Below are 24,816 nucleotides of genomic sequence, written 5' to 3'. Positions count from 1 at the left end.
CAGTTGGCACGATTGGTGAAACGACCGGTGTAATCAGTCGAAGCCCAAGGCTCAGGAGTCGCAGCAATGCTCAATGCCGAACACCGTGCAATCATCAAGGCCACCGTCCCCCTGCTCGAAAGCGGGGGCGAGGCACTGACCACCCACTTCTACAAGATGATGCTCAGCGAGTACCCCGAAGTGCGTCCGCTGTTCAACCAGGCGCACCAGGCCAGCGGCGACCAACCGCGCGCGCTGGCCAACGGCGTGCTGATGTACGCCAAGCACATCGACCGGCTCGACGCCTTGGGCGCTCTAGTAGGACAGATCATCAACAAGCACGTGGCCCTGCAGATTCTGCCCGAGCACTATCCCATTGTCGGCCGTTGCCTGCTGCGTGCCATCGAAGAGGTGCTGGGCAGCGAGATCGCCACGCCGGCGGTGATCGAAGCCTGGGCGGCGGCTTATGGGCAATTGGCCGAGATTCTCATCGGCGCCGAAGAACAGTTGTACCAGGCCAAGGAGCAGGCCGAGGGCGGCTGGCGGGGCGGGCGGGCGTTCCGTCTGGTGCGCCGCGAGCAAGAGAGCGCGGAAATCGTCTCGTTCTACTTCGAGCCGGTCGATGGCGCGGCGGTGCTCAAGGCTGAGCCTGGGCAGTACATCGGTCTGCAGTTGTTCATCGAGGGCCGCGAGCAGCGCCGCAACTATTCGCTGTCGTCGCTCAGCGATGGCCGGCAGTACCGCATCAGCGTCAAACGCGAGGACGGGGGTGTGGTCTCCAATTACCTGCACGATCATCTGCAAGTCGACACTACCGTCACACTGTTTCCGCCTGCGGGCGATTTCACTTTGCAGGCCAGCGACAAGCCCTTGGTGCTGATCAGCGGTGGGGTAGGGATCACCCCGACTCTGGCCATGCTCGAGGCAGCGCTGCAGACCCAGCGTCCGATACGCTTCATCCACTGCGCGCGCAATGGCGCGGTGCATGCATTTCGCGAATGGGTCGATGAGTTGGCCGAGCGGCACCCGCAACTGCAGCGCTTCTACTGCTACGACGAGCACGACGGCAGTCGGTCCGTCGATGCCGTGGGTCTGCTGAGTGAGGACTTGCTGGCCGAGTGGTTGCCCCGTGAGCGCGACATGGACGTCTACTTCCTCGGACCCAAGGGCTTCATGGCGGCGATCCGGCGGTCCTTGAACCATTTGGGCGTGCCGCCAACGCAGAGTCACTTCGAGTTCTTCGGACCGGCTGCGGCCTTGGAGTAGCGGGTCAGAGACCGGGGCGGGCCACGCTCGGCCCGGCTTCTCTATCAGTAGTGCAGTGTTTTTAACCCACCGTTAATCGCCGTATCCTTCACTTTCGCTCACCCACGTCTTTGTCATTGGATGGGTGAACCGACCTGCAGACTGTCGGTCTGAGCTTCCCATGGAAAGCCTGGGCCGCACCGCACTGTCACCTTTTCATTCATCGCCGGGTGCCCGCGCCGTGTAGACTGGCGGGCTTTGGGCATGGGCCATAGGGCAGCAGGCCTGCAACTCTCCAACGAAGGAACCGGTCATGAACGAACACAACCTGCGCCTGAATCGGGAACGGCGCTTTCTGGTACTGCTGGGGCTGATCTGCCTGTCGTTGATCGGCGGCGCTCTTTATATGCAGGTGGTGCTGGGCGAAGCACCGTGCCCGCTGTGCATCCTGCAGCGCTACGCCTTGCTGTTGATCGCAGTGTTCGCGTTCATCGCAGCCGCCATGCCGGGGCGGCGCAGCCTGACCTTCTTCGAAGCGTTGGTGGTGCTCAGCGCCATTGGCGGAATCGTTGCGGCCGGCAACCATGTGTATATACTCGCCAACCCCGCCGTCAGCTGTGGCATCGATGTGCTGCAACCGATCGTCGACGACCTGCCACTGGCGCAGGTCTGGCCGCTGGCGTTCCAGGTCGATGGTTTCTGCACCACGCCCTACCCGCCGATCCTGGGGCTGTCGCTGGCGCAATGGGCGCTGGTGGCCTTCGTCCTCACTGCCCTCCTGGTGCCACTGGGGATCTACCGAAATCGCCGTCGGGCTTAGACAAAAGTCCTTGTATGACGCAGGCCCATTGCGCAGCTTAATCGGTATCGAAAACCTGTCCTCGGCTGATGTAGATCAAGTTCCAGCCCTTGCGGCATGCGGGTTTCGGGTCTACAGCCGAGGGTGCGACAAACTGTCGCGAAGTTGATTTTTGAGCGCTGATTGTTACCGATTCGGTAAAGGACTGTTGCTCAATAAGTCATAGTAAAGGGGGGGCTACCTATCTACAATCGCCCCCAATTTCCGTTCGGCACTGCTTGCAAGTCGCAGGATTGAAGGAAGCCCCAGCGCTCCTTTTGCTGACTTCGACAAGTTTCGCCCAACGGCGATCCGGGCGGACACCCCTCCGCGTTTTCCGCACCAAATGGACTTGGTCTGAAGTACAGGCCTTTAGCCTACGAAAAACCCCAAGCTCGACCATACTTCCAACGCCCAGATCCTGCAGTCGGATCACAGGCCGGAGGGAGTTCGGGCTTAAAAATGCTAACGCTGGGCAGGACGAAGTGTTGGCGAACAAAACACATTGCATTGAAGCAAGCTGATCTAGAGGTCGTGAGATGAGTAAAAAGCGTTACCCCAGACTGTTTGGCATATTGCCCTTTTTAGGCATGCTTTTACTCAGTGGGTGCAACTGGACCCTGCTCGACCCCAAGGGCCAGGTCGGCATTGAGCAAAAGAACCTGATCCTGATCGCGATCGGCCTGATGCTGCTGGTGGTGATCCCGGTCATCATCATGACCCTGGTCTTCGCCTGGAAGTACCGTGCTTCCAACACGGCGGCCACCTACACGCCTGACTGGTCGCACTCGACCAAGATCGAGGCGGCGGTGTGGATCATCCCGATCCTGATCATCATCGTGCTGGGCTACGTCACCTACAAGTCCACCCATAAACTGGACCCCTACCGTCCACTGGATTCCGATGTGAAACCGGTGCAGATCGACGTGGTGGCCCTGGACTGGAAGTGGCTGTTCATCTATCCGGAGCAAGGCATCGCCACGGTCAACAAGATCGTCTTCCCGGCCAACACCCCGGTCAACTTCCGCGTGACCTCCGACGCCGTGATGAACTCGTTCTTCATCCCTGGCCTGGGCGGCCAGATCTACGCGATGGCCGGCATGACCACCAAGCTGCACCTGATCGCCAACGAAAATGGCGAGTTCGACGGTATCTCGGCGAACTACAGCGGTGCGGGCTTCACCGGTATGAAATTCAAGGCAACCGCCACCTCGCAAGCCGACTTCGATGCCTGGGTCGCGCAAGTGAAGGCGTCGCCGAAGAAGCTGGACAAGGCCGAATACGACGCCTTGGCCAAACCAAGCGAAAACAACCCAGTCGCGCTGTACAGCGAGGCTTCGCCTGACACGTTCCAGCTCATCGTCGACAAGTACGAAGGCATGAACCGCGGTCGTCCGAGCCATGAAGAAGCAGGCAGCAAAGACCTGGCCACTACCAAGGGTGTGGAATCGAGTATGCAACCAGCTGCCGGTGCAGAGGAGTAAGAGATGTTCGGTAAATTAAGCCTGGAGGCGATACCCTATCACGAGCCGATAGTCATGGTGACGCTTGCCATGATCGCGCTCGGTGGTATCGCCGTCGTTGGTGCCATCACCTATTTCCGCAAGTGGTCCTACCTGTGGACCGAGTGGCTGACCACGGTCGACCACAAGAAGATCGGGGTGATGTACATCATCGTCGCGATGGTCATGCTGCTGCGCGGCTTTGCCGACGCCATCATGATGCGTACCCAGCTGGCCGTCGCCACCGGCGGCTCCGAAGGCTACCTGCCGCCTGAACACTATGACCAGATCTTCACCGCCCACGGTGTGATCATGATCATCTTCATGGCGATGCCGTTCTTCACCGGCCTGATGAACCTGGCCCTGCCTCTGCAGATCGGTGCACGTGACGTTGCCTTCCCATTCCTGAACTCCCTGAGCTTCTACCTGCTGCTGGCAGGCGTGCTGCTGGTGAACATCTCGCTGGGCGTCGGCGAATTCGCCAAGACCGGCTGGGTGGCCTATCCGCCGCTTGCGGGTATCCAGTACAGCCCTGGCGTGGGGGTCGATTACTATATCTGGGCGCTACAGCTATCAGGTCTAGGCACGACATTGACGGGCGTGAACTTCCTGGTCACCGTCCTGAAGATGCGCGCACCTGGCATGAAGCTGATGGACATGCCGATCTTCACTTGGACCTGCACCTGGGCCAACGTGCTGATCGTCGCTTCTTTCCCGATCCTGACCGCTGCACTGGCCCTGCTGACCGTTGACCGTTATCTGGACTTCCACATCTTCACCAACGAGCTTGGTGGGAACCCGATGATGTACGTCAACCTGTTCTGGGCCTGGGGTCACCCCGAGGTGTACATCCTGATCCTGCCGGCCTTCGGCGTGTTCTCGGAAGTGACCTCGACCTTCGCCAGCAAGCGCCTGTTCGGCCACCACGCGATGATCTACGCATCGGGTGCGATCGCCATCCTGGGCTTCGCGGTCTGGCTGCACCACTTCTTCACCATGGGTGCCGGCGCCAGCGTCAACACCTTCTTCGGCCTGGCGACGATGCTGATCTCCATCCCGACCGGTGTGAAGCTGTTCAACTGGCTGTTCACCATCTACCAGGGCCGTCTGCGCTTCACCCCGCCGATTCTCTGGACCCTGGGCTTCATGGTCACCTTCTCCATCGGTGGCATGACCGGCGTTCTGCTGGCCGTTCCGGGTGCTGACTTCGTGCTGCACAACAGCCTGTTCGTGATCGCCCACTTCCACAACGTGATCATCGGTGGTGCGGTGTTCGGCTACATCGCCGGCTTCGCCTTCTGGTTCCCGAAAGCCTTCGGCTTCACCCTCAACGAGAAGTGGGGCAAGGCAGCCTTCTGGTTCTGGATCTCGGGCTTCTACGTCGCCTTCATGCCGCTGTACGCCCTGGGCTTCATGGGCATGACCCGTCGTCTGAACCATTCCGACAACCCGCTGTGGGAACCCTACCTGTACGTCGCCGTGGTCGGTGCCGTGCTGATCCTGTTCGGTATCGCCTGCCAGCTGATCCAGCTCTACGTGTCGATCCGCGATCGCAAGCAGAACATGGACGTGACCGGCGACCCATGGGGCGGCCGTACCCTGGAATGGTCGACTTCGTCGCCACCACCGTTCTACAACTTCGCCCACATGCCCGAGAAAGTCGGTCTGGATGCCTGGCAAGAAGCCAAGGACGCCGGTGTCGCCTACAAGGCGCCAGCCAAGTACGAAGCGATCCACATGCCGAGCAACACCTCTACCGGTCTGTTCATGGGTATGTTCCTGACCGTGTTCGGCTTCGCCTTCATCTGGCACATCTGGTGGCTGGTAGGCCTGAGCCTGGTAGCGACCATCGCGGTCTTCGTTCGCCACGCTGCGCGTGACGACCAGGGCTACATGGTGCCTGCCGAAGAAGTGGCGCGCATCGAAGGTGAACGCCAACGGGCCCTGCAGCTTGCCGGTGTGCCTACCGGTGGCGCACGTGTCGAAAACGTTTGAACGGGTGTAATCAATGTCCAGTCAAGTAATTCACGGTGACGCCCATGGCCATGACCATGGGCACGACGATCACCACCACGACTCGGGCCAGATGACCGTCTTCGGTTTCTGGCTGTACCTGATGACCGACTGCATCCTGTTTGCGTCGCTCTTCGCCACCTACGCGGTGCTGTCCGGCAGTTTTGCCGGCGGCCCGTCGGGTCATGACATCTTCCAGCTCGACTTCGTGCTGGTCGAAACGGCGTTCCTGCTGCTGTCCTCGATCACCTTCGGCTTCGCCATGCTGAAGATGTTCGCCGGCAACAAGGCAGGTGTACTGGGCTGGTTGGCAGTGACCTTCCTGTTCGGTGCGGGCTTCATCGCGATGGAAATCTATGAGTTCCATCACCTGATCATGGAGGGCTACGGCCCGCAGCGCAGTGGTTTCCTCTCGGGCTTCTTCGCCCTGGTCGGCACCCACGGTCTGCACGTGACCTCGGGCCTGATCTGGATGGCGATCCTGATGTACCAGATCCAGACCAAGGGCATCACGCCGACCGCCAAGACCCGCATGAGCTGCCTGAGCCTGTTCTGGCACTTCCTGGACGTGGTCTGGATCTGCGTATTCACCGTCGTCTACCTGCTGGGGGTTCTGTAATGGCTAACGCACACGACACTCATCACGAAGGCAACCACGGCAGCGTGAAGTCGTACATGATCGGCTTCGTCCTCTCGATCATCCTCACCGCGATTCCGTTCGCGCTGGCGATGTCGCCGATGCTGCCGAAGAACCTGACCGTGCTGGTCATCGTCGCCATGGCCGTTATCCAGGTGGTCGTCCACCTGGTGTACTTCCTGCACATGGATCGCTCGAAAGAGCAGAGCTCCAACGTGTCGACGTTCCTGTTCACCACCCTGGTGATCGCACTGCTGGTCGGCTTGTCGCTGTGGATCATGTTCAGCATCCACTTCGAAATGCTGGCCAAGTGAGGTAAGACTGCATGTCCGTGAAGCACTTTATCCAAATCACCAAACCGGGGATCATTTTCGGTAACGTGCTTTCCGTGGCGGGCGGTTTCTTCCTTGCCGCGAAGGGCCATGTGGACTTCGCCCTGTTCCTGGCCGTGGTGGTCGGTACTTCGCTGGTGGTCGCATCCGGTTGCGTGTTCAACAACTGCATCGACCGTGACATCGACCAGAAGATGGAACGTACCAAGAACCGCGTCATGGTCCAGGGCGGCATGTCGCTGCCCCTCGCGCTGATTTACGCCACCCTGCTCGGGGTGGCGGGTTTCAGCCTGCTGTACGTCCAGGCCAACCCGCTGTCGGCGTACTGCGCGCTGATCGGCTTCGTGGTCTACGTGGGCTTCTACAGCCTGTGGCTCAAGCGTAAATCGGTGCACGGCACCTTGGTTGGCAGCCTGTCCGGTGCCATGCCTCCGGTGATCGGCTATTGCGCCGTGAGCAGCAGCTTCGACCTGGCAGCGGTCACGCTGCTGGTGATGTTCAGCCTGTGGCAGATGCCGCACAGCTTCGCCATCGCCATCTTCCGCTTCAAGGACTACAGCGCGGCCAACATTCCGGTCCTGCCGGTGGCCCGCGGTATCCTGGCGGCGAAGAAGCAGATCGTGCTGTACGTGCTGGCCTTCGTGCTCGCCACCGTCATGCTCACCCTCGGTGGCTATGCTGGCCTGGCTTACCTGGCCGTCGCCGCTGCCATGGGCCTGTACTGGCTGTACATGGCCTGGGGTGGTTACAAGGCCGAGGACGACAGCAAGTGGGCGCGCAAGGTGTTCGGCTTCTCCATTCTCACCGTCATGGCCTTGAGCCTGATGATGTCGGTGGACAGCCAGACTGCGACCGATGTGCTGATGACCTACGCTCGCTGAAACCGCTTCACGCTTCACTGAAAACCCGGCCTAGCGCCGGGTTTTTTCATGGTGCGCCCGAAACCCGGCAGATTTTCCGACTGCTGGCCTACGGTCGCACAGCATAGTTTCGATGCCCCAACCTTCTGGAGGCACCGAGATGAGTGCGTTCACCGTGTACTTCTGCGGCACCGGCTCCCATCGCTTCGATGACCGTAATCCCAATTTCTGGAACGGCGAACTGATCGCCACCCTGGCCAGCCATACCGGCGGCAGAGAGTTCGTCGACTGGATCGCGGTCGATGGTCCGGGCAGTGGCAATCTGCAGGACGATGCCTTGTTCGTCGATGACGGCGACCACCTCAAGGTGACCGGCACCCTGTTCGGCACAGGCTGGAACGAAAATGTGCAACATGCGTTGCAGGTCATCAAGGGCAAGAGCAACTGGGCACGGACCAAACTGACCGAGCAGCAATACGAGCATCTCAAGCAGGCCGGCATTCCGATTCCCGACGCCTCTGCCGCAGGTTCGTGGTTCTGGCGCACCTACGATTACGGCGAGCGTGCCGTGACCCCGCAGGCGTTGCAGGAACAGTTGATCAAGCAGATGCGCAAGCCATTGATTCCCAGCGTGGTCAATCTGGTGGGCTGGAGCCGTGGCGGGATCAGTTGCCATATGCTGGCCAATGCCATGGTTGCAGATCCGCAACTGCGCGACGTACCGGTCAACATCTTCGCCATTGATCCTGTCCCGGGTGTGGGGAACATCCAGGCTGATCGCGTGCAGTTGGGCGCGAACGTGAAGGAGTATGTCGGTTTCTACGCCCGTGACGAACGCTCCAAGGGCTTCGCCTGCGTGGTGCCGGTCACCGCGTTCGGCACGCGCATGAGCCTCTTCCCGGTCCCCGGCCGGCATGCCACCTTGGTGGGCAATGCCTCCGCCGACGGCGCCAGTGCCGGCAAGGTGCTGCCGGAGCCGGGTATGATCGTCCGGCATTTCGCCGAAACCTGCCTCACGCGCTGGGGCACCGCGTTGGACAAATGCCTGGCGCTCGATGACCAGGCGCTGGAGACCTGCCACCAGGCCATGGCCGCTGCCGACAGCCAGTACCAGGCGCTGCGTAAACAGTCCTACACGGCAATCACCGAAGGTAGCCAGCAGGAGCGCCTCGTTCATCATGGCCTGAACCCGACCGAGTTCAGCAAGGTGGCCAACGAGGGCATGCAGACCAAGGAAGGGTTGGGCCTGCGGCAGCTGACCTGCGACAGCTACCAGTCGCTGCACTGAATCATCGGGCGGGAGGGTTGCCCTCGGCAGCCCTCACTTTACAAAACATTACCGCTGCGCTTATCGTCTGCCTCGGCCACCGCAGTGGCCAACGTCGCTCGGACGGTTCCGGGCGCTTACGTCTTCGAGGAAATCATGGCCAACTCCGGTTCGCCGCGCCGCTTCGCGCGCATCGATCGTCTACCCCCCTACGTCTTCAACATCACTGCCGAACTCAAGATGGCTGCCCGTCGCCGTGGCGAGGACATCATCGACCTGAGCATGGGCAACCCCGACGGCGCCACCCCGCCGCACATCGTGCAGAAGCTGGTACAGGTCGCCCAGCGCGAAGACACCCACGGTTACTCCACCTCGCGCGGCATTCCGCGCCTGCGCCGGGCCATTTCCAACTGGTACCGCGAACGCTACGAGGTCGAGATCGATCCGGACAGCGAAGCCATCGTCACCATCGGCTCGAAAGAAGGCCTGGCGCACCTGATGCTCGCCACCCTCGACCAGGGCGACACGGTGCTGGTACCCAATCCCAGCTACCCGATCCACATCTACGGTGCCGTGATTGCCGGCGCCCAGGTGCGTTCGGTGCCGCTGGTGCCGGGCGTGGACTTCTTCAATGAGCTGGAGCGGGCGATTCGCGAATCGATCCCCAAGCCGAAGATGATGATCCTGGGCTTCCCGTCCAATCCCACCGCGCAGTGCGTGGAGCTGGACTTCTTCGAGCGTGTGGTGGCCCTGGCCAAGCAGTACGACGTGCTGGTGGTTCACGACCTGGCCTATGCCGACATCGTCTACGACGGCTGGAAGGCGCCATCGATCATGCAGGTCCCCGGGGCCAAGGACATCGCGGTGGAGTTCTTCACCCTGTCCAAGAGCTACAACATGGCCGGCTGGCGGATCGGCTTCATGGTGGGTAATCCCGAGCTGGTCAATGCCCTGGCGCGCATCAAGAGTTACCACGACTACGGCACCTTCACGCCGCTGCAAGTGGCGGCGATCGCTGCCCTGGAAGGCGATCAGCAATGCGTGCGGGACATCGCCGAGCAGTACCGCCAGCGTCGCAACCTGCTGGTCAAGGGCCTGCATGAGCTGGGCTGGATGGTGGAAAACCCCAAGGCCTCGATGTACGTCTGGGCCAAGATCCCGGAAGCCTACGCTCACATGGGCTCGCTGGAATTCGCCAAGAAGCTGCTGGCCGAGGCCAAGGTCTGCGTGTCCCCTGGTATCGGTTTCGGGGAGTATGGCGACGATCATGTACGTTTTGCCCTGATCGAAAACCAGGACCGCATCCGCCAGGCCATCCGCGGCATCCGCCACATGTTCCGCGCCGGGAAGTAAGCGGCACGCCGCAGCCGCAAGCTGCAAGCGGCAAGCTGCACGCCAGCCGCAAGCTGCAAGCGGCAAGCTATAAGATAGAACTGCGTTGTCAGTGCCACCGCGATCTAGCTTGTAGCTTGTAGCTTGTAGCTTGTAGCTTGTAGCTTGTAGCTTGTAGCTTGTAGCTTGTAGCTTGTAGCTTGTAGCTGGCGCCTGGCGCCTGGCGCCAGGCGCGACCAGCGGCTGCTTTTTTTTGCGTGGGCCTCTGTTCAGGGGCGTGGGGTTGGATTACAAATGGCGGCGCGGGCGTCCGCTCGTTCCCCATAACCTCCCTTTCTGGCCATCATGTCCGAACAGAATCCTTGCCTGACCTGCGGCGCCTGCTGCGGCTACTTTCGTGTGTCCTTCTTCTGGGGTGAATGCCAATCCTCGGGCGGGTCGGTGCCCGACGATCTGGTGGTGCAAATCAACCCCACCCGCGTGGCGATGATCGGCACCGATGCCAAACCCTGCCGCTGCATCGGTCTGGAGGGGGAAATCGGCAACACAGTGGGCTGCACGCTCTACGAACAACGCTCCAGCCCGTGTCGCGAATTCGAGGCGTCCTGGGAGCATGGCACGCACAATCCGAGCTGCGACGCGGCCCGTGCCGCCTACGGCCTGCCACCGCTGACGCCGCCCGGCGCCAACGAGCCGCACTGGCCGGACGAGGGGGCCGAGGTGGCCTGATCCGCTCTCGGAACACCACCGTTCGTCGCTTGGATCCACTTTTGAAATCGCTGCAGCCCGCGTAATCCGGGCTGCCTAGACAAAGTATTAACCCGATTTGACCGCCCCTGCGCCGTGCCTGACTGCCTGTTCTGCGACTACACATTCCCCAACAAGGAAATTGTCGCCAGGGTCAGGTGTTTCGTCGCGCGTGTGAAATAAACCGGCAACAGCGCTGTGCACGCATTCAAGGACTGAATCAGCTGATCCACGAAGGAGCTCTCCGTGGACAGAAGTCTCATCGCCGTTTCGCCCGCTCGTCTCTCGCACCTGTCATTGGCCGTAAGCCTCGCCGTCGGCGGACTGCTGTTCGGTCTGGGCAGCCAGCCGGCACTGGCCGCTTGTAGCCTGAGTGGGGGCGTGGTCACCTGCACCGGCGCGCCCAATCTACTGGCTCCAGGCTATGCCAGCAGCGCGAACAATCTCACGGTCAACGTCCAGCAAGGCGCCAGCCTCGGCGTGCTGCTGAACCTGCTCGGCACGGCGTTGAATCTGTCCGGCAGCAACATCACGCTGAACAACGCCGGCACGATTGACCCTTCGCTACTGGGCGCAGTCAGCCTGCTGAGCACCAGCACGCGCATCGGCAATGCCAACCCCAGCACCCTGGTGATCAACAACCTGGCCACCGGCGTGCTAAGAGGCACCGGGGGCGTTCTCGACGTCAACCTGGCCAATCTCAACGGCGCGGCGCTGGAGGTCACCAACGGTGCAGGCGGGAGCACCGTGATCAGCAACGCGGGGATCATCGGCTCTTCGGCACTCAGCGTCAGCGTGCTCAGCGAAGACACGCCCGTGGTCGCCGTCAGCGGCGGCAGCACGGTGAACATGACCAACACCGGCACCATCACCGGTCGCGCCGCGTTCCAGGCTTCCAGCAGCGGCAACACCTTCACCAACGTCGGTACGCTCAACGGCAGCCTGTCGATGGGTGCCGGCTCGACCAACCGTTTCAACGCCATCACCGGCTCCAGCGTCAACAAAGGCGGCGGCGCCGGCCTGCAATTGCTGGTAGTCAGCAATCCGAATCTGTCCTTCGCCGCCACCGGCACGGTCGATGGCGGCGCCGGCGGCAACAACACCCTCGCATTGCAGAACGCCGTGGGCGGCGGCAGCGGCACGGCCGGCAGTGGCACGATCGCGGCGGGCACCTACGTCAACTTCAACCGCCTGATCGTCGACAGCGGCACCTGGACCCTCGGCGGGCCGCTGCTGACCGGCAGCAGTTCGACCACGCTCAACGGCGGGCTGGTCAGCGTCGACGACTCCGCGGCCTTCGGTTCCGGCGCGATCACCGCCAACGGCGGGGCACTGCAAAGCGGCGGCGCTGGCGTGAACCTGAGCAACGCGCTGATCCTGGGCAGCAATGGCCTGACGGTTTCCGGCAGCAACCCCCTGGGTCTCAACGGCGTCCTGTCAGGTAGCGGTGCGCTGATCAAGAGCGGTGCCAGCCTGCTGACGCTGAGCGGCAACAACACCTTCAGCGGCGGCATCAACCTGGCCGCTGGAGGCCTCGAACTGGGCAGCGCGGCGAGCCTGGGCGGCGGTGCGCTGAACGTGACCGGCGCGTCCCGATTGCAGGGCAGCGCGCCGCTGGTGCTGGCCAATGCCGTGCAACTCAACGGCGCCGCACTCAACGTGACCGGCGCCAACGCCGTCACCTTGGGTGGCACGGTAAGCGGAACGGGAGCGCTGGTCAAAAGCGGCAGCGCCAGCCTGACCCTCAACGCCAGCAACACTTACACCGGTGGCACCACCCTCGGCGCAGGCACGCTGGTGTTGGGCAACGCAGGTGCCCTGGGCAGTGGTGCGTTGGGCCTGACCGGTAACGCGGCGTTGGATGCCAGCACCGCCATCAGCCTCGGCACCGCGATCAACTTGGGCAGCAACACCCTGACCTTGCCTGGCAGCAACGCCACGACCCTCACGGGCGCTATCGCTGGAACCGGTGGGCTGGTCAAGAACGGTGCGGCCAACCTGACCCTCAACGGCAGCAACAGCTTCAGCGGCGGCACCACCGTCAATGGCGGCGCGTTGACCCTGGGCAACGGCAGTGCCTTGGGCAGCGGCGCCCTGAACCTGGGGACGAGCCTGGTGCTCGACGCCGGTGCGGCGGTGAGCCTGGCCAACGCCATCAACCTCGGCGCCAGCACACTCGCGCTCGCCGGTTCCAGCGCCACCACCTTGGGCGGCGTGATCAGCGGCACGGGCGCGTTGGTGAAAAACGGTGCGGCCAACCTGACCCTCAACGGCAACAACAGCTTCAGCGGCGGCACCAGCGTCAATGGCGGCGCGTTGATTCTGGGCAACAGCACTGCGCTGGGCAGCGGCGCGCTGAACCTCGGCGCCAGCACGCAGCTCGACACCAGCGCTGCACTGAACCTGAGCAATGCGATCAACCTCGGGAGCAACACGCTCGCGCTCGTCGGCAGCAACGCTGTGACCCTCGGTGGCGCCATCGGCGGCAGCGGGGCGCTGGTCAACAATGGCGCGGCCGGCCTGACGCTCAACGGCAACAACAGCTTCAGCGGTGGCACCACGCTCAACGCCGGTGTGCTGACGTTGGGCAACAACAATGCGCTGGGCACGGGGGCGCTGACCCTCGGTGCCAACGCCGGTCTCGTGGCAAGTACGGCGCTCAGCCTGGGCAACGCCATCGACCTTGGCGGCAACACCCTGAGCGTGGCGGGCAGCAACGACCTGCGCCTGGGCGGGACGATCGCCGGCACCGGGGCGTTGATCAAGAATGGCGCCGCCAACCTCACCCTCGGCGGCAGCAACACCTTCAGCGGCGGTCTGACGCTCAACACCGGCACCCTGACCCTGGCCAGCGCCGCCGCCCTGGGCAGCGGCGCGCTCACCGTCGGCGGCGCCGCCACCCTGGCCAACAGCACCGCGCTGACCGTGAGCAACAACGTCAACCTCGGCGCTAACCTGGCCTTGACCGGCAGCAACGACCTGACCTTGGCCGGCACCCTGAGCGGGGCCGGCGGTCTGGTCAAGAACGGCGGCGGAGCCCTCACCCTCAGTGGCGTCAATGCCCACACTGGCGCCACCACGCTCAACACCGGCACCCTGGTGCTCGGCAGTGCCGCCGCCCTGGGCAGCGGCGCCCTCAACGCCGCCGCCGGCACCACCTTGGACAGCACGGTGGCCGGGCTGAACCTCAGCAACTCGCTGAACCTGGGCGGCAACCTGAACCTGACCGGCCGCAACGACCTGGTCCTGAACGGCCTCCTGAGCGGCGCGGGCGGCTTGACCAAAAATGGCGCCAGCACCCTGACCCTCAACGGTGCCAACACCCAGATCGGCGCCACCAACCTCAATGCCGGGCGCCTCGTGCTCGGCAACGATGCCGCCTTGGGCAGCGGTGTGCTCAATACCGCCGCGGGCACTCGCCTGGATACCCGCACGGCGGTCAACCTCGGCAACGCCGTCAACCTCGGCGGAGCCCTGACCGTCGATGGCAGCGCCGACCTCGGCTTTGGCGGCCTGGTCAGTGGCGCCGGCAGCCTGCTCAAGCAGGGCGCCGCGACCTTGACCCTGTCCGGCCCCAACGTTTACCTGGGCGGCACCACCCTCGCAGCGGGTGGCTTGGTGCTGGGCAATGGCGATGCGCTGGGGCTCGGCAATTTGACCGTCACCGGGGCTGGAAGCCTGGATAACACGGTGGCGCTGTCGGTCGCCAACGCGGTCACCCTCGACGCCGACCTGACCCTGCTCGGCAGCAACGACCTGCGGCTGGACGGTGTGATCGACGGTACCGGTCGCCTGATCAAGAACGGTGTCGGCACCCTCGCGCTCGGCGCACCGAACACCTTTATCGGCGGCACGCTGCTCAATGCCGGAACCTTCCTTTTGGATAACGCCAGTGCCATGGGCAGCGGCGCATTGAACGTGGGCGGCACGGCCGCGCTGGATACCGGTTCGGCCTTCAACCTGGGCAACGACATCGCGCTGAATGCCGATCTCACCCTCGCTGGCAGCAATGCCCTGGACCTCTCCGGCGTCATCAGCGGGGCAGGGCAGTTGATCAAGAACGGCGCGACCACGCTCACCTTGAACGGCGCGAACAGCTACGCTGGCGGCACCACGCTCAATGCCGGTGCTCTGGTGGTGGGCAACGGCGCCGCCTTGGGCACCGGAGTCCTCAACGTTGCCGGTGCCACGCGCCTGGACAACAGCACGGCGCTCACCCTGGGCAACGCTATCGTGCTCGGTGCCGACCTGACCTTGGGCGGCAGCAACGACCTCGGCCTGGCAGGCGCCATCAGCGGCAGCGGCGGTCTGGTCAAGAATGGCCCAGCCAACCTCACCCTCAGCGGCAACAACAGCTTCACTGGCGTGGTCGATCTGCTCGGCGGCACCCTCACCAGCGCAACGGCGACGGCACTGGGCAACGCCTCGGCGGTGAACGTCGGTGCCGGCGCCAGTCTCGCGCTCGGCGCCAGCACGGCCGTGGGTGGGCTCAACGGAGCGGGAGCAGTCAACCTCGGTGCGGGCAGCGACCTGAGCGTCGGTGGCAATGGCCTGGACAGCCTCTTCAGCGGCACTTTGAGCGGCGGCGGCGGGCTGATCAAGCAAGGCCCCGGCACCCTGCAACTCACCGGCAGCAACGGGCTGACCGGCGCCACCACGGTCAACGCCGGGCTGCTCGAGGTCACCGGCTCGCTGGCCAGCGTCTCCGTGCAGGTCAATGCGGGCGCCAGCCTCGGTGGCGGCGGCAACCTGCCGGGCGCGGTGGACATCGCCGATGGCGCGCACCTGCTGGCCAACAGCGGCAGCACCCTGAGCACTGGCGCGCTGACCCTGCACAGCGGTTCGATCCTCGATTTCGGCCTCGGTGCGCCGGTCAGCGGCAGCAACGCACTGGTCAGGGTCAACGGCAACCTCACCCTCGACGGCACCCTCAACGTCACCGACCTTGGCGGGTTCGGCACCGGTATCTACCGCCTGTTCGACTACACCGGCGCACTGCTCGACAACGGCCTGGCCTTGGGCACCTTGCCCGGCAGCGTGATGCCGAGCGACCTGCAAGTGCAGACGTCGGTCGGCGCGCAAGTCAACCTGTTGGTTGGCGGCGCGGCTGGTGGCGTGCAGTTCTGGGACGGTCTCGAGACACTGGCCAACGGTTCCATCGACGGCGGCAGCGGCACCTGGGACGCCAGCACCGGCAACTGGACCAACCTCGCCGGTACGCTCAACAGCGCCTGGGGCGGCGAGTTCGCGGTGTTCCAGGGCGCAGCGGGCGACGTCACGCTGGTCGGTACCCAAACGGCCAGCGGCATGCAGTTCGTCACCGATGGTTACCGCCTGATCGGCAGCGGCGGGCTGGAGCTGGTCAACGCCGCCAACGGCGCGTTCGCCGTGCGGGTCGATCCCGGCGTGAACGCCACGCTGGAAGTGGATCTTTCGGGCAGCGGCCGACTGGCCAAGCTCGACCGCGGCACGCTGGTGCTCGGCGGGGTCAACAGCTACACCGGTGGCACCCTGCTGCAAGGCGGCCGGATCGTGCTCGGCAACGACCGCGCACTCGGTGTCGGCGCGGTCACGACCGCAGGCGGCACGGCGCTGGACAGCCGCACGGCGGTCACCCTTGGCAACGACTTCGCCCTCGGCGGCGCGCTGACCTTGGATGGCAGCGCCGACCTTGGCCTGGTCGGCGTGATCCAGGGCGCCGGCAGCCTGGTCAAGAATGGCGCTGGCACGCTGACCCTCGGCAACGCCAACCGCTACAGCGGCGGCACCACCTTGAATGCCGGTAGCCTCGTGGTGGGCAGCGATCTGGCGCTGGGCAGCGGTAGCCTGACCGTCGGCGGCGCGTCCAGCCTCGTGGCGCCTGGCCAGATCGCGCTGGCCAACGCAGTGACCCTCAACGCCAACCTCACCCTGCCCGGTACGGGCGACCTGCGTCTGGATGGCACGCTCAGTGGCAGCGCTGGGCTGATCAAGAATGGTAGCGGCTCGCTCGTCCTTTCCGGGAGCAACAGCTATCAGGGCGGCACGCGTCTGGACGCGGGCACGCTGCAGGTTGGCAGTGATGCCGCGCTGGGCAGCGGTACGCTCACGGCAGCGGCGGGCACCACCCTGTCGGCGACTGCTCAAGTGAACCTGGCCAACACCCTCGAACTGCTGGGCGATCTGACCTTGGCCAGCGCGCAGGACCTGGCGCTCAACGGCAGCGTCGGCGGCGCAGGCGGCCTGACCAAGACTGGAAGCGGCACCTTGAGCCTGGGCGGCAGCAACACCTATCAAGGCGGCACCATCCTGGCCGGCGGCACCCTGCTGCTGGAGAGCGACACGGCGCTCGGCCTGGGTGCACTGAACACCGCCGACGGCACTCAGCTCGACAGCCGCCTGGCAGTCAACCTCGGCAACGCTGTCAATCTTGCGGGCACGCTGGCGATCCTCGGCAGTAACGACCTCAGTCTCTCCGGGCCGATCAATGGTCTCGGCAGCCTGAGCAAGGCCGGACCGGGCAACCTCACCCTCGCGGGCGCCAACGCCTTCGACGGTGGCGTGGTCCTCGGCGCGGGCAGCTTGACGTTGGGCGACGATGCAGCGTTGGGCAACGGTGCGTTGTCGGTCATCGGCGACGGCACGTTGTCCGGCACCACCGCGCTGCAAATCGCCAATGCCATCGACCTGGCCGGTGGCGCCAACCTGACCCTCGACGTCGGCCAGGAACTGGCCCTGTCGGGCGCGATCAGCGGTGACGGCACCCTCACCAAGCAGGGCAGCGGGCAACTGCAGCTCGCGGGCGATAACCGCTTCACCGGCGGCACGCTGCTGCAAGCCGGCAGCCTGTTGCTGGGCACCGCCAATGCCTTGGGCAGCGGTGCGTTGAGCGTGATCGACGATGCCTTGCTGGACATCACCCAGGCGCTGACGGTGAGCAATGCGATCAACCTGACCAGCGGTAACCTGACCCTCGGTGGCGCGCAGGATCTGGTGCTCGACGGCGTGATCGCAGGTGGCGGTGCGCTGGTCAAGAATGGCGGCGCCAGCCTGACCCTCGCAGGCGCCAACACCTTCGGGGGTGCCACCCAACTCAACGGCGGCACGCTGATCGTCGGCAACGACAGTGCCCTGGGCAGCGGGTCGCTGATCGCGGCCGACGGCACCGCGCTCGATGCCAACACCGACACTCGTCTGGCCAACAACCTGACAGTGGGTGGCGTACTCACTCTGCCAGGCTCTGCCGACTTCACCTTGAACGGTGTGATCGACGGTCCCGGCGGCCTGAACAAGTCGGGGGCCAGCACCCTGATCCTCAACGGCGCCAATACGTATCTGGGGGGCACCACGCTGGGCGCCGGCCAGTTGGTGGTCGGCGACGACAGTGCCTTGGGCCTGGGCGGTCTCACCGTCGCCGGCGCTTCGACCTTGAGCAGTGGCAGCGCCGCCACCACACTGGCCAACGATGTGGCACTCGATGCCGACCTGAGCGTCGTGGGCAGCAACGACCTGACCTTGAATGGCGTGGTAAACGGCGCCGGCGCCCTGATTAAGCAAGGCGACGGCAACCTGACCCTCTCCGCCAGCAATGGCTACCAAGGCGGCACTCAGCTCGAAGCCGGGCGCCTGACCCTCGGCAATGGTGGTGCGCTGGGCAGCGGGCCTCTGACCGTGACCGGTGATGCCACGCTCGGCACTGCAGCGCCACTGACCCTGGGCAGTCTTGTCGCCCTGAGCAATGGCGCCACGCTCACGCTCGATGCCGACAACGCGTTGGTCCTCACGGGCGACCTGAGCGGCACTGGCAACCTGATCAAGACCGGCGCCGACGACGTGACCCTGGTGGGCGACAAGACGTTCACCGGCAACGTCGCCGTGCAGGCCGGCTCGCTCACCACACAGGGCAACGGCGTGTTGGCCAATGTCGGCACTCTGGACCTCGCTGCCGGTGGGCAGTTGAACCTCAATGGCGACGCCAGCCTCGGCGCGCTGAGTGGCAGCGGCCAGGCCAACCTCGGCAGCGGCGCCACCCTGAGCCTTGGCAGCAATGATCTCGACACGGCGTTCGCCGGGGCGCTGAACGGGCTCGGCAGCCTGGCCAAGGTCGGTAATGTGCGGCTGATCCTGAGCGGCGTCAGCGCCTTGGGCGGCAACACCCAGGTCAATGGCGGCACCTTGCAGGTCGATGGCACGCTATCCAGCGCCGGGCTTAACGTTGCCAGCGGCGCCAGCTTGAGCGGCAGCGGTACGGTTGCGGCGCCGGTCGGCATCGGTGCGGGCGGGCGCTTGATCGGCAACAGCGGCAGCATCCTGGGCCTTGGCTCACTGGTGCTGGACAACGCGGCCAACGTCGATGTCGGGCTGGCCACGCCGAGCACCAATCGCGCGGCGCTGTTCGCCGTGGGCGGTGACCTGACCTTGGGCGGTACGCTGAACATCAGCGACATCGGCGGCTTCGGCAACGGTGTGTACCGGCTGTTCGACTACGGCGGTGTGCTCACCGACAACGGCCTGGCCTTCGGCAACCTGCCGCTGGGCGTAGCGCTGGGTAACCTGGCGCTACAGACCGCGCTGGTCAATCAGGTCAACCTGCTGGTCAGCGGCAGCGGCTTGAACATCCTGTTCTGGAACGGCAGCCAGACCCAAGCCAGCGGCCAGATCGAAGGCGGGGCCGGGGTGTGGAACGCGAGCACGACCAACTGGACCGACTTCGACGGCACCGTCAACAGCACCTGGGGCGACACCTTCGCGGTGTTCCAGGGTACGCCGGGCGATGTCAGTGTCGAAGGCAACCAGCGCGTCACCGGCCTGCAGTTCGCCGCCGACGGTTACCGCGTGATCGACGGCAGCGCCGGTCAGTTGGAGCTGATCGACGGCGAACGCGGTGACACGCCGGTGCGGGTGGATCGCGGCGTGACGGCGACGCTCGACCTGCCGTTGGTGGGCAGCGGCAGGCTGACCAAACTCGACAGCGGCACCCTGGTGCTCGGTGGCAGCAACCGCTACAGCGGCGGCACCCAGCTCGGTGGCGGCACGCTGGTGCTGGGCAGCGACTCGGCGTTGGGCAGCGGTGCGCTGGATACCGTCGCCGGTACCACGCTGGATGCCAATCAAGCGGTGAACATCGGCAACGCAATCAACCTGACCGGGCCACTCACCGTGGCCGGCAGCAATGACCTGACCCTGAGCGGCACCGTCGCCGGGGCCGGCAGCCTGGTCAAGGCGGGCGATGCGGCGCTGGCGCTCTCCGGCGACAACCGCTATGCCGGGGGCACCTCGCTGCAGGGCGGCACCTTGGTGGTGGGCGCCGACACTGCGCTGGGCAGCGGCGTGCTGAGCGCGGCTGACGGCACGAGCCTGGACAGCAGCCAGGCGGTCACGCTGGCCAACGCCGTCAACCTGGCCGGCGACCTCACGGTGCTCGGCGGCAACGAGCTGGCCCTGGGCGGTCCGGTCAGCGGCGCGGGGCGTCTGTTCAAGGCCGGCTTCGCGCGTTTCAGCCTGCTGGGCGCCAACCGCTTCAGCGGCGGCACCGAACTGCGCAGCGGCACCCTGGTGGTGGGTAACGATGCCGCCCTCGGTACCGGTTCACTGGACGTGACCGGTGCGGCCAGCCTGGACAGCAGCCAAGCGGTCAGACTGGCCAATCCTGTCAACGTCAGCGGTACGCTCGACGTCGAAGGCAGCAACGATCTGCAACTGGCCGGCGTGCTCAGCGGCAACGGTGTGCTGAACAAGAACGGCGCCGCCGACCTGACCCTGTCGGGCAACAACACCTTCAGCGGTATCCTCAACATCCTCTCCGGCAGCCTCAGTACCCTGGGCACCACTGCCCTCGGCACCCAGAGCGCGCTCAATGTCAGCAGCGGCGCCCGGCTCAACCTCGACGGCAGCACTACCTTGGGCGACATCGGCGGCACCGGGGCGATCCAGATCGCCCAGGGCAACAGCCTGAACGTGCAGGGCGGTGTATTCGATGGCCAGATCAGCGGCACCGGCACCCTGAACAAACTGAGCGTGCGTCGCCTGGCACTCACCCGCGTCAACACCCATGTGGGCGATACCAACGTGCAAGCCGGCGAACTGCAAGTGGACGGCTCGCTGGACAGCGGCAACGTGACCGTGGCCAGTGGCGCGACCCTGTCGGGCGTCGGCAACCTCGGTGGCGCGGTGTCGGTGAGCAATGGGGCGACGCTGGCCACCGTGACCGGCTCGACCTTGCAAGTGGGCAGCCTGAACCTGGAGCCTGATGCGGTGGTGACGGCGCAGCTCGGGGCACCGGACCCTGACGGTCAGCCGCTGGTCCAGGTGGCCAACGACCTCACCCTGCATGGCACGCTGAACGTGGTCGATATTGGCGGCTTCGGCGCCGGCGTGCACCGCCTGTTCCTGTACGGCGGCGCCTTCACCGACAACGGCATCAGCGTCGGCAGCACGCCGCTGCCCGATGTCGAAGTAGCGCTGCAAGCGAGCGTGCCCAACCAGGTCAACCTGGTGGTGGGTGGGGCCAGCAACGTGCTGTTCTGGGATGGCAGCGACACCAGCGGCAATGGCCAGATCGACGGCGGCAACGGCACCTGGGACGCCGCCAGCCGCAACTGGACCGATGCCAACGGCGCGGTCAACAGCGCCTGGAACAGCACTTTCGCCGTGTTCCAAGGCCCGGCGGGCACCGTCACCCTCGATGGCAGCCAGGCGATCACCGGCCTGCAGTTCATGACCGACGGCTATTCGCTGCAGAGCGCGGGCACGGGTGAACTGCTGACCAGCGGCACCACCAACGTGCGCGTCGACAGCGGCGCCACCGCCACGGTCGGCGTGCCGATCAACGGCACCGGTCTTCTGGCCAAGCAGGATGGCGGCACGCTGGTGCTCAATACGGCCAACGGCTACAGCGGCGGCACCGCGCTCAATCGCGGCGCTTTGGTGGTGGGCAACGACGGCGCCCTGGGCAGCGGCCTGCTCACCGCCGCAGCGGGCACCCTGCTGGACAGCAACACGGCGGTCAGCCTGGCCAATGCCGTGCTGCTCGAGGGTGCCTTGACCCTCGGCGGCAGCGCGGCGCTGACCTTGGCGGGTAGCGTCAGCGGCGAGGGCGGCCTGATCAAGAGCGGCGCTGCGCCACTCACCCTCACCGGCAACAACGTGTACAGCGGCGGCACCCAGATCAACGGCGGCAGCCTGATCGGCAACAGCGCCAGCCTGCAAGGCGCGATTCTCAACAATGCCGCGTTGACCTTCGAGCAGGCAGCCGACGGTCGCTACACCGGCAATCTCACTGGCAGCGGCACCTTGAGCAAGAACGGCAGCGGCGAGCTGCTGCTCACTGGCAACAATGGCCTGACCGGCACTACTTCGGTGAATGCCGGCAGCCTGCGTGTCGACGGTCGCCTGGACAGCGCCAGGGTGCAGGTCGCCCGCGGCGCGCGGCTGGGCGGCAGCGGCGTCTACGCCGGGCAGGTGCTGCTCGCCGACGGCGCCAGCCTGGTGGCCGGACAGAGCAGCACGCCGCTGACCCTGGGCGGGCTCGAACTGGCGTCCGGCAGCACCCTGGACTTTGCCTTGAGCGCCCCGGATGCGGCCAGCACGGTGGTCAAGGTCGAGGGCAACCTGGTGCTCGACGGCACCCTGAATGTCACCGATGCCGGTGGATTCTCAACCGGCGTCTATCGACTGTTCAGCTACGGCGGGGCGCTGACCGACAACGGCCTGGCCCTCGGCGCCGTGCCGGGCAGCGTGGCCTTGGGCGATCTGGCGTTGCAGACCGCCATCACCCGGCAGATCAACCTGGTGGTGCAGCGTGCCGGCGATCCGGTGCAGTTCTGGAACGGTAACCAGACCAACCCCGACGGCAGCATCGGCGGCGGCAGTGGCACCTGGGGGCCGAACAGCAACTGGACCAATGCCAACGGCACCACAGGTGAAACCTGGAGCGATGCCTACGCCGTGTTCGGTGGTCAGCCCGGCACCGTCACCGTGGTCGGCAACCCGTCGTTCAGCGGCCTGCAATTCCTCAGCGATGGCTACCAACTGGTGCCGGGTGCCGAGGGCAGCCTGACGCCGGTCAATGGCGCCGACGGCAGCCTGGCGCCAGTGCGTGTCGATGCCGGTACCAGCGCCGAGATCAGTGTGCCGCTGGTGGGCAGCGGCGGTATCGAGAAGCTCGATGCCGGCACCTTGGTGCTCAGTGGCGCCAACCGCTACACCGGCGGCACCCTGGTCAGTGGCGGCACGCTGGTAGGCAACACCAGCAGCCTGCAGGGCACGCTGACCAACACCGCCAACCTGGTGTTCGCGCAAGCCAACGACGGCACCTTCAACGGCGTGTTGCGCGGCACCGGCACCACCATCAAGCGTGGCTTCGGTCGTCTGTTGCTGCTGGGCAATCATCCCTTCAGCGGGCTGTTCAACGTCGATCAGGGCACGCTGCAAGTGGGCGATGCCGCCAACCCGCGCAGTCTACTGGCCGCGCGTGTGAACGTGGCCAACGGTGCCGGCCTGACCGGCAATGGCACGCTAGGCAGCCTGGTCAACCACGGCACGGTGCTGCCGGGGCCGGCGGGCAATCTGAATGTCAGCGGCGACTTCACCAATGCCAGCGACGGCAACCTGGTCATCGACCTGGGGACTGCACCGGTGAACTACCTCAACGTGGGCGGCACCGCCAACTTGGGCGGCAGCCTCACCGTGGCCAATTTGTCCGGTGGCAATGGTCGTTACACGCTGCTGTCTGCCGACGGCGGTATCAATGGCGTGTTCGCCAGCAACAACCTGATGAACTCGGCGTTCCTCACCAGTGCGCTGGACTACGGCGCCAACCAGGTGACCCTGTCGGTGAGCCGCAACGACACCTCGCTCGCCGAGGTTGCGGTATCCGGCAACCAGCGCGGCGTGGCCACTGCGCTGGAGAGCGCGGGGGTGCCGAACGTGCTGCGCGATGAAATCCTGCCGCTGGACCGGCCTTCGGCACAGGCGGCGTTCGACAGCCTGTCCGGCGAGATCCACGCCAGCACCGCCACGGTGTTGATCGAGGACACCCGCCACGTGCGCGAGGCGCTCAACGACCGCCTGCGCCAGGCCGATTGCAGCCGTGCCGACGATCCACGTCGCACCCTGGCCCCGACCGCCAATCAGCAATTGACCAGCGAAGGTTGCCAGGGTCAGCCGGTCGGCTGGATTCGCGCCATTGGCGCCTGGGGCGACTACGACGGCAGCGCCAACCATGCCAGCGTCGACCGCGACCTGTCCGGTTTCATGCTCGGTGTCGATCGCGCCCTGGACGATCAGTGGAAGGTGGGCATCGCGGCGGGCTACACCCGCAGCAGCATCGATGCACAGCGCCGCCGTTCGGACGCCAGCGTCGACAGCTACCACCTGGCGACCTACCTGGGTTACCAGATGGACGCCTTCGCTGCGCGCCTGGGGGCCAGCTACACCTGGCATGACATCGACACCAAGCGCGATGTGCAGGCGGGCGCTTACGACGATCGCCTGAAGGCGAAGTACAAGGCGCGCACCGCGCAGGTGTTCGGCGAGGTGGGCTACGCCCTGGACGCGGGCGGTGTCGCGGTAGAGCCATTCGCCGGACTGGCCTATGTCAACCACGACAGCGACAGTGCGCGGGAGAAGGGCGGGGCGGGGCGTTTGAAAGCCAAGGTGGATCAGGACGTGACCTTCTCCACGGTGGGTGTGCGCGTCGGCAAGCGCATCACGTTGGACAACGGCAGTGAGATCACCCCACGGCTTTCGGTCGGCTGGCGACATGCCTTCGGCGATACCCAGCCCGAGGCCAAGTCGCGCTTCATCGGCGGGGGTACGAGCTTCGGCAGTGAAGGCGTGGCGATCGCGCGCAACGCGGCGGTGGTGGAGGCTGGCCTTGACGTGGCTGTGGGCGAGAGCGGCAAGTTGGGCGTGGGGTATTCGGGGCAATTGTCCAATCAGGGCCGCGACCACGGTGTGGTGGTGAGTTTCAGCATGGGCTTCTGAACGGGGTGTCGTTGCGCCTGGCAGCGCTAGGGCAGTGGTGGTGTGTGGAAGCGGTCGTGCAAGACTCCGGGACCCGGTCAACGAGGAGGCCGCGCCCAC

Annotated in this window: 11 protein-coding genes; all 11 read left to right on the top strand. The window is 65.1% G+C overall.

All coding sequences use genetic code 11. From position 1 onward, the window contains the following. The first annotated feature begins 66 nt into the window (after positions 1 to 66). The 11 genes from hmpA to Q7C30_RS03860 all read left to right on the top strand — a co-directional run bounded on the left by hmpA (position 67) and on the right by Q7C30_RS03860 (position 24,717). Positions 67 to 1,245: an NO-inducible flavohemoprotein gene (hmpA, locus tag Q7C30_RS03910; protein ID WP_317870725.1), complete on the top strand. Its 1,179-nt coding sequence runs from the start codon at positions 67 to 69 to the stop codon at positions 1,243 to 1,245. Between the two features lie 292 nt (positions 1,246 to 1,537). Continuing rightward, on the top strand, positions 1,538 to 2,044 hold the full coding sequence (locus Q7C30_RS03905; protein WP_317870724.1) for a disulfide bond formation protein B: 507 nt from the start codon (positions 1,538 to 1,540) through the stop codon (positions 2,042 to 2,044). Positions 2,045 to 2,601: 557 nt separating this feature from the next. Further along, positions 2,602 to 3,546 (top strand): ubiquinol oxidase subunit II, encoded by a 945-nt coding sequence (cyoA, locus tag Q7C30_RS03900; protein ID WP_039575374.1) that lies wholly within the window; start codon positions 2,602 to 2,604, stop codon positions 3,544 to 3,546. Between the two features lie 3 nt (positions 3,547 to 3,549). Continuing rightward, positions 3,550 to 5,559 carry a cytochrome o ubiquinol oxidase subunit I gene (cyoB, locus tag Q7C30_RS03895; RefSeq protein ID WP_029613088.1) on the top strand — a complete coding sequence of 670 codons (2,010 nt, stop codon included), beginning with the start codon at positions 3,550 to 3,552 and terminating at the stop codon, positions 5,557 to 5,559. Positions 5,560 to 5,572: 13 nt separating this feature from the next. After that, positions 5,573 to 6,196: a cytochrome o ubiquinol oxidase subunit III gene (gene cyoC / locus Q7C30_RS03890; RefSeq protein WP_029613087.1), complete on the top strand. Its 624-nt coding sequence runs from the start codon at positions 5,573 to 5,575 to the stop codon at positions 6,194 to 6,196. After that, the gene (cyoD, locus tag Q7C30_RS03885) at positions 6,196 to 6,528 is read left to right on the top strand and encodes a cytochrome o ubiquinol oxidase subunit IV (RefSeq protein WP_029613086.1); all 333 of its coding nucleotides are present in this window, start codon (positions 6,196 to 6,198) and stop codon (positions 6,526 to 6,528) included. The genes cyoC and cyoD overlap by 1 nt, the downstream gene beginning before the upstream one ends. Positions 6,529 to 6,539: 11 nt before the next feature. Further along, a complete protein-coding gene (gene cyoE, locus Q7C30_RS03880) occupies positions 6,540 to 7,427 on the top strand; it encodes a heme o synthase (protein WP_317870723.1) in 888 nt (295 codons plus the stop codon). Positions 7,428 to 7,566: 139 nt separating this feature from the next. Continuing rightward, on the top strand, positions 7,567 to 8,694 hold the full coding sequence (locus tag Q7C30_RS03875) for a hypothetical protein (RefSeq protein ID WP_317870722.1): 1,128 nt from the start codon (positions 7,567 to 7,569) through the stop codon (positions 8,692 to 8,694). A gap of 135 nt (positions 8,695 to 8,829) precedes the next feature. Then, on the top strand, positions 8,830 to 10,026 hold the full coding sequence (gene alaC, locus Q7C30_RS03870; protein WP_317870721.1) for an alanine transaminase: 1,197 nt from the start codon (positions 8,830 to 8,832) through the stop codon (positions 10,024 to 10,026). Positions 10,027 to 10,350: 324 nt separating this feature from the next. Beyond that, positions 10,351 to 10,734, top strand: coding sequence for a YkgJ family cysteine cluster protein (locus Q7C30_RS03865; RefSeq protein ID WP_029613082.1), 384 nt, complete (start codon positions 10,351 to 10,353; stop codon positions 10,732 to 10,734). Between the two features lie 264 nt (positions 10,735 to 10,998). Then, complete coding sequence (locus Q7C30_RS03860) at positions 10,999 to 24,717, top strand: autotransporter-associated beta strand repeat-containing protein (protein WP_317870720.1); 13,719 nt, start codon at positions 10,999 to 11,001, stop codon at positions 24,715 to 24,717. Positions 24,718 to 24,816 lie beyond the last annotated feature (99 nt).

The sequence above is a fragment of the Pseudomonas sp. RAC1 genome (genome assembly GCF_030658255.1).
Taxonomy (GTDB): domain Bacteria; phylum Pseudomonadota; class Gammaproteobacteria; order Pseudomonadales; family Pseudomonadaceae; genus Aquipseudomonas; species Aquipseudomonas boreofloridensis.
This window is presented reverse-complemented; position numbering and strand designations above follow the sequence as displayed.

Excerpts from the sequence above, each read along its gene's own strand:
- cyoD (WP_029613086.1), top strand. The coding sequence starts at position 6,196 with ATGGCTAACGCACACGACACTCATCACGAAGGCAACCACGGCAGCGTG.
- cyoC (WP_029613087.1), top strand. The coding sequence starts at position 5,573 with ATGTCCAGTCAAGTAATTCACGGTGACGCCCATGGCCATGACCATGGG.
- Q7C30_RS03905 (WP_317870724.1), top strand. The coding sequence starts at position 1,538 with ATGAACGAACACAACCTGCGCCTGAATCGGGAACGGCGCTTTCTGGTA.
- alaC (WP_317870721.1), top strand. The coding sequence starts at position 8,830 with ATGGCCAACTCCGGTTCGCCGCGCCGCTTCGCGCGCATCGATCGTCTA.
- cyoE (WP_317870723.1), top strand. The coding sequence starts at position 6,540 with ATGTCCGTGAAGCACTTTATCCAAATCACCAAACCGGGGATCATTTTC.
- Q7C30_RS03875 (WP_317870722.1), top strand. The coding sequence starts at position 7,567 with ATGAGTGCGTTCACCGTGTACTTCTGCGGCACCGGCTCCCATCGCTTC.
- Q7C30_RS03865 (WP_029613082.1), top strand. The coding sequence starts at position 10,351 with ATGTCCGAACAGAATCCTTGCCTGACCTGCGGCGCCTGCTGCGGCTAC.
- hmpA (WP_317870725.1), top strand. The coding sequence starts at position 67 with ATGCTCAATGCCGAACACCGTGCAATCATCAAGGCCACCGTCCCCCTG.
- cyoB (WP_029613088.1), top strand. The coding sequence starts at position 3,550 with ATGTTCGGTAAATTAAGCCTGGAGGCGATACCCTATCACGAGCCGATA.
- cyoA (WP_039575374.1), top strand. The coding sequence starts at position 2,602 with ATGAGTAAAAAGCGTTACCCCAGACTGTTTGGCATATTGCCCTTTTTA.